Genomic DNA, 15,983 nt, shown 5'->3' with positions numbered 1-15,983 from the left:
ATTAATTAATCGAGTAATGTAAAGCCTTTGTCGACTTTCTCCTCCGGTTTGAGTTCGTAGCTCGCATCGGACATCTGAGTGACGTTGAGAACTTTTAAGTTACGCTCGTCGACCTTGCGGATAAATTCTTCAAGTTCGCCCTGCGAAGGAGCTCCGCCTACGGTGATGTTGTTGTTTTGATCCAAGAAGTCTAGGTTGGAACGAATGGATGCAATATTTTGGCTGATAGCACCTGTAGCTGCGTTCATCGCTTCCTGAAAAGCCCAGCCATCTTTGATATTAAACACATCGGCAAGCCCATCCGTCGCATTTTTCATTTTTTGCGTCGCTTCTAGTTTCTTCGAAATGATGGAGATGCTGCTATCCAGCGTACTTACATAAATACGGGCCGCGCTTTCATTGTCTTTGAGGACTTCCAATACTTTCGCAAACTGATTGGCATATTGTACATAACTACGTGCATTTTGTTCTTCTGATTCCCCTTCCTTACCCAGCAGAAAAGCTTTGGTACGTGTTTCCTTGGCATCTCTTGCGTATGCATTAGCTTTTTCCGCATTATTTCTGCTCGCTTCCTCCTTTGATTTTTCGTCAAGATTAGCAGCTTCTGCTGTAAACCTTTTTGCATAGGTGTACTTTTCTTCGGCAGTTTTTTGTGCCGTTTCACCACTTTGAATCATATCGATGCGCACACCGTCCACATTACTGATCTTTTCCTTCACACGTTTTAGGGTGTCTTTCGCATCACGGGATAACAGTTGTAAGGTCTCTATCGGATTGTTTCTGATAATGGATTTTTCGCCTTTGAAAAGTAATACAGTACCCAAACGATGTAGTAGGGCAATAATCTTAGGTGCTAAAAGTAATAAGGTGATCAGAATAATGCTGAAGATCACAAATAAAATACTCTTTCCTGCGTACTCGAGCATAATGGGAAGGTATTTGAAAAAAGCAAATGCCCCCCCCAGTATCAGTGCCCAAAAGAAAATTGCGGAGACTGTCTTTTTTGCTTCCGGGGATTTTAATTGAGCAGGCAAATGGTCTCCTAAAACTTGAAATATCGGGAGCTGCGTCTTTATTTCAGCAGGAATATTAATGTATTGGTCTTTTTTTTCCATTGATTTAAAGTTATGTAATTGATTGATTAATCATATGTAGTGCACTGTTGATTTCGGTAATGACCTCACCGACAGCCGCGTTGCCTATGGCTATTTTTTGTTCGATTTCTTTAATTTTTGGTCCGTACTTTTCATTAATTTGTCCCAGTGCGATTTGCTTTTTCTGTAGATCATCCTGCAGTTTGGCGATGTTTTCCGTTAATGCTTTGATTTCACTGTTCAAATTTGTAATCTCCATCGTTCGGTCTTGTTCCGTCCTTTTCTTTTCAGCTTCTTTTTGTTCCGACTCTTTAGCAATGGTTTCTTTAAGCTTATTAGCATAATTTGTGCCAGTTGCCACAAGTTTTTCCTTCGATAACGAACCATCGACAAACTTCAGGGAGGTATATGCGGCTTTTAAGGTATTTTCCTCTACTTTTCCCATTGCAGCAGCAGCATTCCAGACTTCAAAAAAATCAACTCCTTGTTCATTGAGTTTTTCGAGGATGGCGTATACTTTCAGTTTCATTTCTTTGAGATCGGTAGATCCATCATTGGCTGTTATGGGGATAGGCGGCGGAGTTTTTCCGGTTGACACAGGGGGCTGTGCCGACGTATATGTGGGGGTACTTAATTTTTCTTTTGTCGGAGCAGGTGGAACCGGAGGCGGCGATGGGGGAATGGAACCTGTCTGATCATCTTCGAAAATTAATTTTTTAAGACTGCTTAATATCCCCGAACTTTTCTTGTTTTCATCGTTGCTCATAATTTGACATTTTATTATTACGTATACTAAAATAGTAAAAAATAGGATTGTGGTAGCTAAATTTATTGGATGAAATCATCATCAGGTTAATTAATGCTCAAAAAGGATGAATAGGCCGTTACAGGTAATTCCAGTACAGCTATCAAATGGGGATCATCAGATCAATAAGTTGTGTGAAACAGGATCCGGCTATGCTGCGACGGAGGGATGGGTTACCTAAAGGATAAAATAAAGCGGGGAAGCAAAGATTCCCAATCTTGGATTGGAAATCTTTGTAAAAAGTAACTGAGGAAGCTTCTTATCTTCCGAAATCGTCTTGAACGCGAACAATATCGTCTTCATCAGAAGGGTTGTTGGCATCCGTATGTTGCCAGATTTCAGCCAAAATACCGAAGCCATCCAAACCGATCAAACGGTGACGTTGTCCCTGACGTAATCTGATCGTTTCGCCTTCTTTCAAGGTAGAGACAACAGACTCTTCATCTGTATCCGAAACCATGACACCTACGTTGCCTTGAATGACACGCCAGATTTCGGCACGACGGTAGTGATATTGCCAAGAAAGTCTCTTGTCTGGCGCAACGATCAGAATTTTTGGACTTAATTTTCCCGAAATTCGTAATTCCTGAACATCCAATCCTCCAAAATACTCATTGGCAAACTCTTGTGCCTGTGACTCGTCGATAACAAAAAAGCCACCCCAAGGGCGTGCTGCATCCGATTTCTCAATGTTGAACCCTTTGGATGTCAACATTTCCTGCACTTTCTCAAATAATGCGATTTTATCTATAGCCATGTTATTAAATTTCTAAAAATTTATTCATCTTTAATTCAGCAGCTAAATATAGAAAAAAATCATTAATGTTTTTAGTTAACCGTTTTAGCTTTGATAAAATCATCAGTAAAACGCGTTTTTTTATAAAATATACAATCCAGGGGTAGGATATGTTTTCAAAATGAAATCCTTAGTTTTGTGATCAATCTAATTTCAGGATATGTCAAATTTTCAAGTCGATCGGGAAAACACAGCATTTATGCAGGCTGTTGCATTTGTTAACCAAACCAATCAGAATGTATTTATTACAGGAAAGGCAGGTACAGGTAAAACGACTTTCTTGAAATATATTCGTGAGCATAGCTACAAGAAAATGGCTATTACCGCACCGACAGGTGTCGCTGCCATGAATGCGGGAGGGACGACTTTACACTCGTTATTTTGGCTTCCTTTCGGAACTTTTGTGGAGGATTATGAGTTGCGCTGGGATGAGCAGGACAGTCATATCTATAATAAATCCCGGTTGTTCAGCACAATAAAACTAACAAAACAACGACGGGCGATTTTGCAGGAACTGGAGCTGTTGGTTATTGATGAGGTCTCAATGGTAAGGGCAGATACATTAGATGCGATCAATGTGATATTACAGTCGGTTCGTCGCGATATGCGTCCTTTCGGTGGTTTGCAGGTGTTGTTTATCGGAGATTTATATCAATTACCACCCGTGGTCAAAGATGCGGAATGGAATGTCCTACGTGATCATTATTCTTCGGTGTTTTTCTTCAATGCAAAAATCTTACGGGATAGCCCTTTGGTCATGTTAGAACTCAATAAAATCTATCGTCAGCAGGACGAGAGCTTTATTTCGATTTTAAATGCGATACGGAATAATCAATGCACCAGTGAGATGCTGGCTACCTTAAATGGGTACTATCAGCAAGATTTCGTGCCAAAGGAGGAGGAACAATATATCACATTGACATCTCATAATCGGAATGCCGACGAGATTAACAGCGCAAAGTTGGCGTCATTATCTGGGAAAATGCTCAACTTAAAAGCCGTGGTGAAAGATGACTTCGCACAAGGATCTTATCCTGCCGAGGAAACACTATCATTAAAAATAGGTGCACAGGTGATGTTTATCCGAAATGATTCTGGTGAGGAGCGAAAGTATTACAATGGTAAAATTGGTACGGTAAAGGATATAGATACAGCACATGGTACTGTATCGGTTACTTTTCCAGATGGTTCTGAAGAGGTGACGGTAAAAAGGGAAACCTGGGAAAATATCCGTTACAATTATGATAAAGGACAGGATCAGATCAGAGAAGAAATTCTAGGGACATTTTCTCAATTTCCGCTGCGATTAGCTTGGGCAATCACGATTCATAAAAGTCAGGGATTGACCTTCCAGAAGGCAATTATAGATGCGGGTACTTCCTTTGCTGCAGGACAGGTTTACGTTGCGTTAAGCCGTCTGACAAGTCTGGATGGACTGGTGCTTAAATCTATTATTCCATCTTATGCCATCCGCACGGATTACCAAGTGGTTGAATTTGCGCAACGGGCACATTCCCAGTCTAATATCAATGAAATATTGGAACAGTGCCAACGAAATTATCTTGGGCAGATTCTAATGAATGGTTTTCGGTGGGATGGACTCTTAGCAGAGACTTCAGAGCTGCTTAAATCAATGGAAGAACGCAATATCGATGGGAAGGAAACGGCCATTCAGTTCTTTCAGAAGGTGGTTAAACAGCTCCAGACACAGGAGAAGGTAGCACATAAATTTATTGTTGTCCTTTATGATCTTCTTCGGGATAAAGAAGCGATTGACTATGATCTGATCTGTGAACGTTCCACTGCCGCTGTAAATTGGTTTTTGCCCCGAATGGATAAGGACCTTATTGAAGCGTTGACAAAACACATTGAAGAATACCAGATTCGTAAGCGGACAAAGAAATATATTGATGAGCTAAAGGCCATATTGCTGGATTACAAAAGGAAACGCGAACAGTTACAACATTGTCTAATTATTGCTGAAACGCTGTCTAAAAGAGAGGATTTCCAAACCGCCATGCTTGATGTAGCCGCTCAGGTTAAAACGAAAGAAAAGGAGGTGCTGGCAGCTCAAAGTGCTGATGAGGAAGGCACCAAGAAATTAGATACGAAAGATATTTCATTGGAAATGTTTAAAGAAGGGATGAGTATCGCTGATATAGCAGGTAAGCGCGGGATGGTAGCCGGTACGATTTACGGACATTTGATTAATTTTGTGGGGACGGAGGTTGAAGCAACAGAATTAATTGATCAAGAGAAACTGGATCGTATCTTGGACGTTATTCGTGCAAATCCTGATAAATCTTCTTCGGAGCTCAAGATGCTATTAGGGGCGGATATAGACTATCCGGATATTAAAATTGGACAAAAAGTTTTAGGATTGTAGTGGGTAAGGATTTATGATGTATATTTGTCAACCTTTTATTATAAACTAATTGAAAGAGGAGAAAACCAATAAAAAGATTAACAAATGGATTGTTTTTACTTCCATGCCGATTCAGATGGGTGTGACAATATATTTATTTTACTGGGTCGGAAGTTGGTTAGACAATAAATATGCGATTGCGGGTGAATGGGGAATGAAGGGATTGACACTGTTAGGAGTGGTTGTATCTCTGTATCAGTTCATCAGGCAAGCAAATCAAATTAATAAGAATGAATAGTTATTTGAAAAGCGTCCTTGTGCTGCTGATCGTTTTTGCGGCAAGTTTTGCTGCACATTATCTCGTGATATCCGGAATGAACACTGGGGGGTACTGGGCTCAAACGTCCTACAGTCTTGTGGGGATGTATACATTTGGCTTCTGTTCTTCTTTGCTGGCTGCGGTTTTGATCTTTTTTGCGAACTGGTCCATGCCAGAGAAATTAGGCGTCATATTTCTAGGCCTTGTGCTACTGAAAGCTGTCGCGGGGTATATTTATATAAAAGACGGGCTAAAGACCGTTGAAAACAACTTTATCGAATATAACTTTTTGGTTGTATTTTTTATCGCTTTGTTTGTCGATGTATATGTCGCTTTTAGCGCTTTAAATCAGGCAGATAAACAGGTTTAAACTATTTTTGGAAAAAGTTTAAACAAATGGTGATTTATGCCAAATAAAATTGTATTTTTGCGCAAAATTTTTTATTATTCAATAGTAATCTGAAATGGTGAATCTTAAGAGAGCACTTTTATTATTTGCAGTAATTTTTCTTGCTGTCAATCCTTTTACCTTAAAAGCAGCTGAGGAAGCGCATGGGGATGCGCCTAAAACCCAGGCTGAGGAAATTAAAGAGTATAGTCAACATCACTTACAGGATGATCATTATTTCTCTTTGTTTACCGATAAAAAAGCAGGAAAACATTATGGTTTTCCATTGCCAGTAATTCTTATTGATAATGGATTGGTTGTTTTTTCTTCTGGCGAGTTTCATCATGGAGAGTCTGTTGTGGAGAAAAATGGTCAATTCTATACACTTTACCACGGAAAGATCTATAAAACAGATGCTGCCGGTACATTGAGCTACGATGATAAACATCATCCTACGAATGCAAAACCCCTGGATTTTTCGATTACAAAAAATGTTGTCGGTTTAATATTAGCGGCATTTTTAATGTTTTGGGGCTTTATCGGCCTAGCTAAAACCTATAAAAAAGGCGTAAATAATCTTCCAAAAGGCATCGGTCGTGTTTTAGAACCGTTGGTTTTATATGTACGTGATGAAATGGCTATTCCTAATATCGGTCATCGTTATAAGGAATTTATGCCTTACCTGTTATCTGTATTTTTCCTGATTTTTATTCTAAACTTATTAGGTTTAACACCACTTGGTTTTAATGTGACTGGTAATATTACGGTAACTTTATGTTTAGCTTTATTTACCTTTTTTGTTATCAATTTCAAAGGAAATAAAGATTACTGGAAACATATTTTCTGGATGCCAGGTGTTCCGGTTCCTTTTAAAATAGTTCTCGCACCAATTGAGGTACTGGGTATGTTTACAAAACCCTTCTCCTTAATGTTGCGTTTGTTTGCGAATATTACAGCTGGTCACTCTGTTGTCATGGGGTTGATCGCAATTGTTTATTTATTCCAACAACAGTTGACAGTAGGAGGTAGTATTGGTGTCTCTATGGTGTTGACACTTGTTTTATTCTTATTGGAACTTTTAGTAGCTTTTCTTCAAGCATTCATCTTTACGATGTTGTCATCCTTATTTATCGGAATGGCAGTAGAGGAACACGCTCATCATTAATTGAATTTTTTTGTTAAATTTTATATATTAAAAACATGGTAATTCCAAATTTAGTAGGTGCAGGTTTAATCGTAATCGGTGCAGGTTTAGGTTTAGGTAAAATCGGTGGTTCAGCTATGGAAGCTATCGCTCGTCAACCAGAAGCAGCATCTAAAATTCAAACTGCGATGATCATCATTGGTGCCTTAGTTGAAGGTTTAGCATTCGGTGCTTTAATCTTAGGTGCATAATCCAAGTTGATTAAAAAAATTACTAAACACAGTTTGCAACGGTTGGTTGCAAACTGTGTTTAAACAAAAAAATACACAAAAGAAAATTATAATTTACAATTGTATATAAATGGAAGCATTAATTAATCAGTTCTCGTACGGTTTGTTCTTTTGGCAACTAATCATCTTGTTGGTTGTGATCTTTTTATTGGGCAAGTTTGCCTGGAAACCTATCGTCAACGCTTTAGATGAACGTGAGCAAGGAATTGCAAATGCATTGGAGGCTGCTGAGAAAGCTAAATTAGAAATGGCTCGTTTGACAAATGAAAACGAACAATTGCTTAAAGAGGCTCGTGCAGAACGTGATGTTATCCTTAAAGAAGCAAAAGAGCTAAAAGAAAAAATCGTTGCTGAGGCAAGAACACAGGCGCAGTATGAAGGTGCTAAAATGATTGCTCAAGCGAAAGAGGAGATTGACGAACAAAAGAATAAAGCATTGGCTGAAGTCAAATCACAAGTTTCTTCTTTGTCTTTGGATATCGCCCGTAAAGTGTTAAACAAGGAATTTGAGGACCAAGGTAAGCAAGAAGCGCTTGTAGCAGATTTGCTTAAAGACGTTAAATTGAACTAATCCGGTCACTCAAATTACGAAATAGAATTATGTCAGTATTTAAAGTAGCATCGAGATATGCAAAGTCATTAATTGACTTGGCTAGCGAGCAGGGCTCACTGGAGACCATCAAAACAGATATGGATTCTTTCATTGCTGTTTTAAAGTCCAGTTCGGAATTGCAGGCTGTTTTGGCCAATCCTATTGTTCCTTTGGACAAGAAGAAGAATATATTAGATGCTTTATTTAAAGATAAGATCAATCCAAATATCTTGGCTTTCTTTAAGATCATGATCAACAAAGGTCGTGGTACGATCGTATATGCTACTGCGCAGGAATTTGTCCGTGAGTATAACGAGGTTAAAGGTATTGTAAAAGCTACAGTTACCTCTGCTGCACCACTCTCTGAAGCTAATTTAGCCGCAATGAAAGATGTACTTGCAAAAGAAACCAACGCTCAAGTGATATTGGTCAATAAAGTCGATAACAAATTGATCGGCGGATTTGTCGTCAATATTGGTGATCGCCAGATTGATGCAAGTATTGCTGGTAAGTTGAACAAATTAGAAAGATATTTGAATCAGGGTAACTAAGGTTATTCTGGTATTTAAAGTAAAATAAATCAAAAAAACCCTTATAATAATTAAAATGATAGAGGTAAGACCAGATGAAGTTTCGGCAATTCTAAGAGAGCAATTGGCGGGCTTTAAATCAGAAGCCGAACTAGAGGAAGTGGGTACCGTACTTGCAGTAGGTGACGGTATTGCTCGTATTTACGGCTTAACTAAAGTTCAGTCCGGTGAGTTGGTTGAATTTGATAACGGATTACAAGGTATTGTATTAAACTTAGAGGAAGACAACGTTGGTGTTGTACTTTTAGGCCCTTCTGACGAAATTAAAGAAGGAGATACGATTAAACGTACCAACCGTATTGCATCCATCAAAGTTGGAGAAGGTTTGTTGGGACGTGTTGTGAATACATTGGGGCAGCCAATTGATGGTAAAGGACCTATCCAAGGAGAATTATACGAAATGCCTATCGAGCGTAAGGCTCCAGGTGTTATCTACCGTCAGCCAGTAACTGAACCATTACAAACAGGTATCAAGGCAATCGATGCGATGATTCCAGTAGGTCGCGGTCAACGTGAGTTGGTTATCGGTGACCGTCAAACAGGTAAAACTGCGGTATGTATCGATACGATCTTAAACCAAAAAGAATTCTACGATGCAGGTCAACCTGTATTCTGTATCTACGTTGCTGTAGGTCAAAAGAATTCTACTGTAGCGAATATCGTTCGTACATTGGAGGAAAGAGGTGCGATGGCTTATACAGTTGTTGTAGCTGCTTCCGCTGCTGATCCTGCTCCACTTCAATTCTACGCGCCAATGGCGGGTGCTGCGATCGGTGAGTTCTTCCGTGATACAGGTCGTCCAGCGTTGATCGTTTATGATGATTTGTCTAAACAAGCTGTGGCTTACCGTGAGGTTTCTTTGTTATTACGTCGACCTCCAGGCCGTGAAGCATACCCAGGTGACGTATTCTACTTACATAGCCGCTTGTTAGAGCGTGCAGCGAAAATCAACTCTTCGGATGATATCGCCCGTAATATGAATGACCTTCCTGAATCTATCAAACATTTGGTTAAAGGTGGTGGTTCATTGACAGCTCTTCCGATTATCGAAACACAAGCAGGTGACGTGTCGGCCTATATCCCTACCAACGTAATCTCGATTACAGATGGTCAGATTTTCTTGGAGTCTAACTTATTCAATGCTGGTATTCGTCCGGCGATCAACGTAGGTATTTCGGTATCTCGTGTGGGTGGTAACGCTCAGATCAAGCCAATGAAGAAAGTATCTGGTACATTAAAGTTAGATCAAGCGCAGTACCGTGAATTGGAAGCTTTCGCAAAATTCGGTTCTGATCTGGATGCTGCTACCAAAGCGGTATTGGATAAAGGTGTTCGTAACGTTGAGATCTTGAAACAAGGTCAATACTCTCCAGTTTCTGTAGAAAAGCAAGTTGCGATCATTTACATTGGAACCAAAGGTTTATTGCGTAACGTTCCAGTAAATAAAGTAAGAGAATTTGAAGAAGAGTTCTTGACACAATTGGAACAACGCCATCCAGAAGTTTTGTCAGCTTTCAAAGCTGGTAAATTCTCAGATGAGTTGACTGCAGTATTAGAAACAGTAGCTAAGGATTTAGCATCAAAATATTAATTAGTAATGAGTATTTGGTATTGAGTCAGTTGACTGGGCTCAATACTCAATACTAGGTACTTAATACTTAAAACAAATATGGCAAATTTAAAAGAAGTAAGAAACCGAATTACCTCGGTATCATCAACACAGCAGATCACGAAAGCCATGAAAATGGTTTCGGCTGCTAAATTGAAGCGCGCTACTAACGCTATCTTACAATTGCGCCCATATGCGAATAAACTAAGAGATATTTTGGCTGATGTTTCTGCAAGTGTGGAGGGAAGTAATTCTCCTTTTACAGTAGATCGTGAGCCAAATAAGGTGTTGATCGTTGTTGTTTCTTCTAATAGAGGTTTGGCTGGAGCATTCAATGCGAATGTAATCAAAACAACCAATAACTTGATCTTTAACAAATATGCCGAGCAGCATGCAAAAGGTAATTTGAGTATCATTGGTATTGGTAAAAAAGGTTATGATTTCTATTCGAAACGTAGTTTCAATGTAATAGCAAACCATTCAGACTTGTTTTCTGATTTAAATTTTGGCTCTGTTTCCCTAGTGACAGAATTTATCATGGAACAATTTAAGGAAGGTAATTTTGATCGTGTAGAAGTGGTTTATAACCAATTCAAAAACGCTGCAGTTCAAGAATTGACAGCGGAGCAGATTTTGCCTTTATTACCACCTGCAGAGGAAAACATACAACATACGCATAAAGCAAAAATAGAAGCTGAAGTGGATTATATCATCGAGCCTTCCAAAGAGAAGATTATCGAGGAATTAATTCCTAAAGCCATCAAGATTCAATTATACAAAGCTGTTTTGGATTCCAATGCTTCTGAGCATGGAGCACGTATGACAGCCATGGATAAAGCGACTGAAAATGCGGGTGACTTATTGAAATCACTTAAGTTATCTTACAACCAGGCACGTCAGGCGGCAATTACTACAGAGTTAACGGAAATCGTTTCTGGAGCAGCAGCTTTGTCAAACGGATAATTCTTATTCGAAAATATAAAAAAAGCGTTAATCGAAAGGTTAACGCTTTTTTTGTGTTTAGTATTTTTTTTACCACCTGATTAAGGCGGATCCCCAAGTAAAGCCTGCACCAAAGGCGGCTAAACAAATCAAATCGCCCTCTTTGATTTTCCCAGCTTCCCATGCCTCAGCTAATGCGATAGGTATGGACGCTGCTGTAGTATTGCCGTATTTTTGGATATTGTTGAACACCTGATCCTCATTTAATCCCAGTGTTTTCTGCACAAACTGTGAAATACGAAGATTGGCCTGATGGGGAATCAATAAGTCGATGTCAGAAGTTTTCAGGTTGTTCTTTGTCAAAGCCTCATGAATAACTTCGGGAAACTTTACAACGGCCTTTTTGAACACAGCCTGTCCGTCCATATTAGGGAATGCAGTTCCATCTTCGAGCATTTCTTTGGTCATCAATAATCCCCCCAGTTCCTGTTCTGGCCAGTCGGGCATTTTATCTAACCATATGCCGCTTGATGCCCCTGGGTAATACATTGCGAGCTTTTCTGCCTCAGCGCCGTCCGAATGTAAATGTGTGCTCAAAATGCCTTTGCCGGCTTCGGTGGTAGGCTGTACAACTACTGCTCCGGCACCATCACCGAAAATAACGGAGACAGCACGTCCTCTGGTGGAAAAATCGAGTGCAAAAGAATGCTTCTCCGAACCTACTACAAGGACATTTTTATACATGCCTGTTTTGACAAATTGATCTGCGATAGACAGGGCATAGATAAAACCCGAACATTGGTTCCTAATATCTAACGCGCCCACTTCATTCATTCCCATTTCCCGTTGCAGTAATACTGCACAGCCGGGGAAATAATAGTCAGGAGATAAGGTCGCAAAGATAATAAAGTCGACATCTTCTCTAGTAATATTGGCGCGTTCAATTGCTATTTTTGCAGCTTCAACACCCATTGTGGTGGTTGTTTCTCCGATACGGTCGGCATAGCGGCGTTCTTTAATACCCGTTCTTTCTTGAATCCATTCGTCACTGGTATCCATAAAACGTGTTAAGTCATTGTTGGTATATACGTTTTTCGGAACGTAATAACCAATTCCTGCGATTTTCGACTGAAACATAATAAATTCCTCTAATAGATTGTATTCTTCCCTTTTATATTGTCGTTAATTTAGAAAAAAATATTCTATTTTTGCAGCATGGGTACCCGAACTGCTGAAGAAACCTTTACGTTAGAAGAGATATTAGCGTCTGTTAAGGACTCTAATCGCTTGATTTTGTGGAATGACGAAACGAATACGTTCGAACATGTGATCCATTGTCTGATGTATCACCTCCAATATACCGAAAAACAAGCTGAGAAAATTGCATGGAAAGTACATACTGAAGGTAAGTGCGCCGTTTTGGAGGGCACTTTCACCGAGATGGAAATCTACCGCAAAATTTTGAAAGCAGAAGGTCTTACAGTGTCAGTAGAATAAATTTACTATCCTTTTTGTTACCGTAATAATATGGTTACGCTTCAATTTTGTCTGTAAGTTTTAGTTTTATTTGCATTATAACTATAAACTAAGCTGAAGCTCTCATGTTATTTAACGCTAAATCGTTTAAATTTTTATTATTATTTTTATTCTTTCTACCGGTTATTGCTTTTGCACAAACCGGTCAAATCAAAGCTATCCTGATCGATAGCAAAACTTCCAAACCTATTTCATCAGCGAGTGCGGCCCTTTTAGATACAGGCAACAACTACGTTAAAGGAGCGCAGTCTGTAGATCAAGGATTTCTTTTATTCTCGGATATCACACCAGGCAAATATAATGTTCGTATCAGTTACGTGGGCTATGAAACCTCTACTATTGTAGGAGTTGATGTGACCGCTTCAAAAACTAAAGACCTTGGGCGGATCGGCCTCACCTCCACTGGGGAGCTATTGGACGAAGTTGTCGTTGAGGGGAGAGTTCCTGCGATGCAGATTGGCATTGACCGTAAAACTTTTAACGTTGGAGAGAGTTTGGTGAGCGCGGGGGGGACAGCAACAGATGTGTTGGCCAATGTACCTACGCTTCAGGTAGATCAAGATGGTTCAGTGAGTCTGCGGGGATCCAGCAGTGTTAAGATCTTAATAGATGGCCGTGAGTCAGCACTGGCAGGAAACGATGTCACATCTCTGCTTCAGAGTCTTCCGGCCAATTCCATTGAAAAAGTTGAAGTCATCACCAATCCTTCCTCTAAATATGATGCGGAAGGACAAACCGGGATAATCAATATTGTCCTAAAGAAGAATATTCGGACAGGGCTCAATGGATCGGTAAATACATCCGCTGGTTCCTATGACAATTATATGGCCGGTCTAACATTGAATTATCGTGATCGGAAATTCAATTACTTCGGATCTTATAACTTCAATAAACGTAACATGGTTGGGAGTGGAAAGACCGACAATATCTTTTTGCGCGATACGACCCGTAATTATAGCGAATCCGAATCGTCCAGGAAGGGAAATAGCCATACAGTAAAAGCTGGTTTTGACTACAATATGTCTGACCGTACCTCATTGAGCTTTTCAGGTAATCTGAGCATTCGGGATAATAAGCGGATAGAGGATTTAGATTATCGGTTTTATAAAGGGACAGTAGAAACCGGAACAAGCGTTCGTAATTCAACTCAATTTGAAGACGATCTTGGCTATGAATTCAACGCCGATTTTAGACATCAGTTTAAGCGACAAGGGGAGGAATTGACCGGGAATGCGAGTTACGGAAGAGACAAGGAAGATGGCACAAACGATTTCTTTCAAGAATATACTGACGGACGTAAAAATACTTCCCGCAAGAATGTAACCTCTGAAGACGGCAAGAATATCAATCTCCAGCTGGATTATGTGTTGCCATTTTCCGAAGTAAGCAAATTTGAGGCCGGATACCGTTCCCAGATTAGAAAATCTTTTGATACGCAATTATCCGATACTTTGGTCGTAAATGAGATTTATGGACGAGATTATAGGATCAGTAATGATTTTGATTTTACCAGTGCTGTCCATGCAATTTATGCAAACTATCAAAATAAGCTGACGGACAAAATCGGCTATCAGCTTGGATTACGGGGAGAGCAATTTGAACTCAAATCTACTTATATCTCCAAGGATCCCGATGCCGTGGAAAAAGAATCCAATGCAAAACAAAACTTTTTTAGATTATATCCGACATTGTTCTTGACATATGATGTAGATGATAATGGAGACAAAGTTCAGTTTAGTTACTCGCGCCGTGTGCAACGTGCCCGGGGTTGGCAGGTCAATCCGTTTTTAAATGTATCCGATGATTTGAATTACCGTCAGGGAAACCCAAATCTGAAGCCAGAAGATGTACATAGTTTTGAAATGAGCTTCGCCAAAACTTTTGGGAAGTTCAATTTAATATCTTCGGCCTATTTTAATCACGCGAGCGAGGTTATCCAGCCTTTTGTTTACAAAATTGAAGATGGCAGAACGTATAGTCGATGGGAGAATATGACCAGCCGTAATCTTTCGGGCTTTGAATTTATTTCAAAAGTCAACGCGACGAAGGATTTTGATTTTACATTTAATCTTAATTTGATCCATATTAAATATAATGCAAATCCGGACTACGATATAAAAGAAAGAAAGGATTTCGCTTATAATGCAAATTTAACTGCGAACTATCGCTTCACACCTACTTTCTCTGCTCAAATGAGAGGTGAGTACAATTCTTCACGGGTGATGGCTCAAGGACAGATGAATGCCATGAAAGGGGTGGATATCGCGTTGAAAAAGGATGTATTCAAGAAAAAAGCATCAATTATGTTAAATGTTAGAGATGTATTTAATTCACGGAAAATGAATGGTGTGACAGAGACATCTCAGCTCATATCAAATTTTGAACACCGTTGGATGAAGCGGATGGTGACCTTGTCACTGTCTTATCGTTTTGGTAGTCAGGATTTAAATAGGTCTAAGAAGAAAGAAGCACAAACAAATGAAATAAACAGTGGCGGTGAGGAATATTAAAAAATATTCCTCTTTTTAAGCCCAAATACGTAATTTTAATTTTGAAACAAACCTAAAACTAGAAGAATGAAGTTATTAAAAACAGTTCTTGCGGTATCGGTGATGGCATTTTCAGCACATCTACATACTGCCGTAGCACAAGCAAAAAAAGACGTACCTGCTTACAAAATTCTGGATTTGCCACGTGTGGATATCAAGAAATTCAAAAAGAATAAAGCCGGAGCATATGTTATTTTCGATGGTACTTCGATGGAAGGTTGGAGAGGATATGATAAAACTGTCGTGCCTAAAAGATGGGTTATTAATGAAGGCGCAATTAAGTTTGATAGCCAGGCGAATGTTGGTAAAGATGAAGGCGGAGATCTGATTTTCGCACATGATTTCAAAAATTTCGAATTGGAAATGGAGTGGAAGGTTGCCAAAGGAGCAAATTCGGGAATTTTTTTCCTGGCAAAAGAAGTCGAAGGGCAGCCAATCTATATTTCATCACCGGAATGCCAGGTACTTGACAACGAAAACCATCCGGATGCTAAAATGGGGGTTGACGGAAATCGCAAGTCTACGTCTTTATATGATATGATTCCTGCGAAACCACAAAATGGCAAACCTTATGGCGAATGGAATAAAGTGAAGATCCGTGTAAACAATGGAAAAGTGGAACATTTCCAAAATGGTGTGAAAGTCGTCGAATACACCCTGTGGGATAAATCATGGATTGATCTACTACAAAAAAGTAAATTTAGCCAAGAAAAATGGCCATTGGCTTTTGAGTTATTGAGTCATGTAGGCGGCGAAAGTAAATCAGGATTGATCGGTCTTCAAGATCATGGAAATGACGTTTGGTTTAAAAATATAACTGTTAAAGTTTTAAAATAAAACTGTCCCTCTTGTAAGTCATAACAACCATGGGATATTCAGTAAATGTTATAAAAAATGGTGGTCAGAATAATTTCGGTCACCATTTTTTGTTCTGTTATCCCGATCTTTGTAAGATTTTTCCGCT

At 39.4% G+C, this 15,983-nt stretch carries 16 protein-coding genes; 12 read left to right on the top strand and 4 right to left on the bottom strand.

The genetic code is table 11. The features are described 5' to 3' along the window. Positions 1–5: 5 nt before the first annotated feature. The 3 genes from D7322_RS26935 to D7322_RS26925 form a co-directional block, all read right to left on the bottom strand. Positions 6–1,115, bottom strand: coding sequence for a hypothetical protein (locus D7322_RS26935; RefSeq protein WP_121127270.1), 1,110 nt, complete (start codon positions 1,113–1,115; stop codon positions 6–8). A gap of 10 nt (positions 1,116–1,125) precedes the next feature. Further along, positions 1,126–1,860 (bottom strand): hypothetical protein, encoded by a 735-nt coding sequence (locus D7322_RS26930; RefSeq protein WP_121127269.1) that lies wholly within the window; start codon positions 1,858–1,860, stop codon positions 1,126–1,128. A gap of 298 nt (positions 1,861–2,158) precedes the next feature. After that, on the bottom strand, positions 2,159–2,656 hold the full coding sequence (locus tag D7322_RS26925; RefSeq protein WP_121127268.1) for a cupin domain-containing protein: 498 nt from the start codon (positions 2,654–2,656) through the stop codon (positions 2,159–2,161). Positions 2,657–2,855: 199 nt separating this feature from the next. Here D7322_RS26925 and D7322_RS26920 point away from each other — a divergent pair, with 199 nt between their 5' ends. From D7322_RS26920 to atpG, 9 genes are all read left to right on the top strand, one after another. Then, a complete protein-coding gene (locus D7322_RS26920; RefSeq protein ID WP_121127267.1) occupies positions 2,856–5,081 on the top strand; it encodes a helix-turn-helix domain-containing protein in 2,226 nt (741 codons plus the stop codon). 49 nt (positions 5,082–5,130) lie between these two features. Beyond that, positions 5,131–5,358, top strand: a complete 228-nt coding sequence (locus D7322_RS26915; RefSeq protein WP_233789610.1) for an AtpZ/AtpI family protein — start codon at positions 5,131–5,133, stop codon at positions 5,356–5,358. Next, the gene (locus D7322_RS26910) at positions 5,351–5,749 is read left to right on the top strand and encodes a hypothetical protein (RefSeq protein ID WP_121127266.1); all 399 of its coding nucleotides are present in this window, start codon (positions 5,351–5,353) and stop codon (positions 5,747–5,749) included. The genes D7322_RS26915 and D7322_RS26910 overlap by 8 nt, the downstream gene beginning before the upstream one ends. Positions 5,750–5,843: 94 nt before the next feature. Further along, entirely contained in the window at positions 5,844–6,932 is a 1,089-nt protein-coding gene (gene atpB / locus D7322_RS26905) for a F0F1 ATP synthase subunit A (RefSeq protein ID WP_121127265.1), read from the top strand. A gap of 35 nt (positions 6,933–6,967) precedes the next feature. Then, a complete protein-coding gene (gene atpE / locus D7322_RS26900) occupies positions 6,968–7,162 on the top strand; it encodes an ATP synthase F0 subunit C (RefSeq protein ID WP_121127264.1) in 195 nt (64 codons plus the stop codon). 109 nt (positions 7,163–7,271) lie between these two features. Beyond that, positions 7,272–7,772 carry a F0F1 ATP synthase subunit B gene (locus D7322_RS26895; RefSeq protein ID WP_104385733.1) on the top strand — a complete coding sequence of 167 codons (501 nt, stop codon included), beginning with the start codon at positions 7,272–7,274 and terminating at the stop codon, positions 7,770–7,772. 29 nt (positions 7,773–7,801) lie between these two features. Beyond that, complete coding sequence (locus tag D7322_RS26890; RefSeq protein ID WP_121127263.1) at positions 7,802–8,344, top strand: F0F1 ATP synthase subunit delta; 543 nt, start codon at positions 7,802–7,804, stop codon at positions 8,342–8,344. 55 nt (positions 8,345–8,399) lie between these two features. Then, positions 8,400–9,974 (top strand): F0F1 ATP synthase subunit alpha, encoded by a 1,575-nt coding sequence (atpA, locus tag D7322_RS26885; protein WP_121127262.1) that lies wholly within the window; start codon positions 8,400–8,402, stop codon positions 9,972–9,974. Positions 9,975–10,052: 78 nt separating this feature from the next. Further along, the gene (atpG, locus tag D7322_RS26880; protein ID WP_121127261.1) at positions 10,053–10,955 is read left to right on the top strand and encodes an ATP synthase F1 subunit gamma; all 903 of its coding nucleotides are present in this window, start codon (positions 10,053–10,055) and stop codon (positions 10,953–10,955) included. Between the two features lie 69 nt (positions 10,956–11,024). Here atpG and D7322_RS26875 read toward each other — a convergent pair whose 3' ends face one another. Next, positions 11,025–12,071 (bottom strand): 3-oxoacyl-ACP synthase III family protein, encoded by a 1,047-nt coding sequence (locus D7322_RS26875; RefSeq protein WP_121127260.1) that lies wholly within the window; start codon positions 12,069–12,071, stop codon positions 11,025–11,027. Positions 12,072–12,149: 78 nt separating this feature from the next. On the opposite strand from D7322_RS26875, the gene D7322_RS26870 reads away from it, so the two are divergent. The 3 genes from D7322_RS26870 (at position 12,150) to D7322_RS26860 (ending at position 15,856) form a co-directional block, all read left to right on the top strand. Then, entirely contained in the window at positions 12,150–12,431 is a 282-nt protein-coding gene (locus D7322_RS26870) for an ATP-dependent Clp protease adaptor ClpS (RefSeq protein ID WP_121127259.1), read from the top strand. 104 nt (positions 12,432–12,535) lie between these two features. Next, complete coding sequence (locus tag D7322_RS26865; protein ID WP_121127258.1) at positions 12,536–14,980, top strand: TonB-dependent receptor domain-containing protein; 2,445 nt, start codon at positions 12,536–12,538, stop codon at positions 14,978–14,980. 66 nt (positions 14,981–15,046) lie between these two features. Continuing rightward, positions 15,047–15,856 (top strand): 3-keto-disaccharide hydrolase, encoded by an 810-nt coding sequence (locus D7322_RS26860; protein ID WP_121127257.1) that lies wholly within the window; start codon positions 15,047–15,049, stop codon positions 15,854–15,856. Positions 15,857–15,983 lie beyond the last annotated feature (127 nt).

The sequence above is a fragment of the Sphingobacterium puteale genome (genome assembly GCF_003627955.1).
In the GTDB taxonomy this organism is placed as follows: Bacteria; Bacteroidota; Bacteroidia; order Sphingobacteriales; family Sphingobacteriaceae; genus Sphingobacterium; species Sphingobacterium puteale.
Note: the sequence above shows the minus strand (reverse complement) of the source record. Positions and strands in the feature narration are given on the sequence as shown.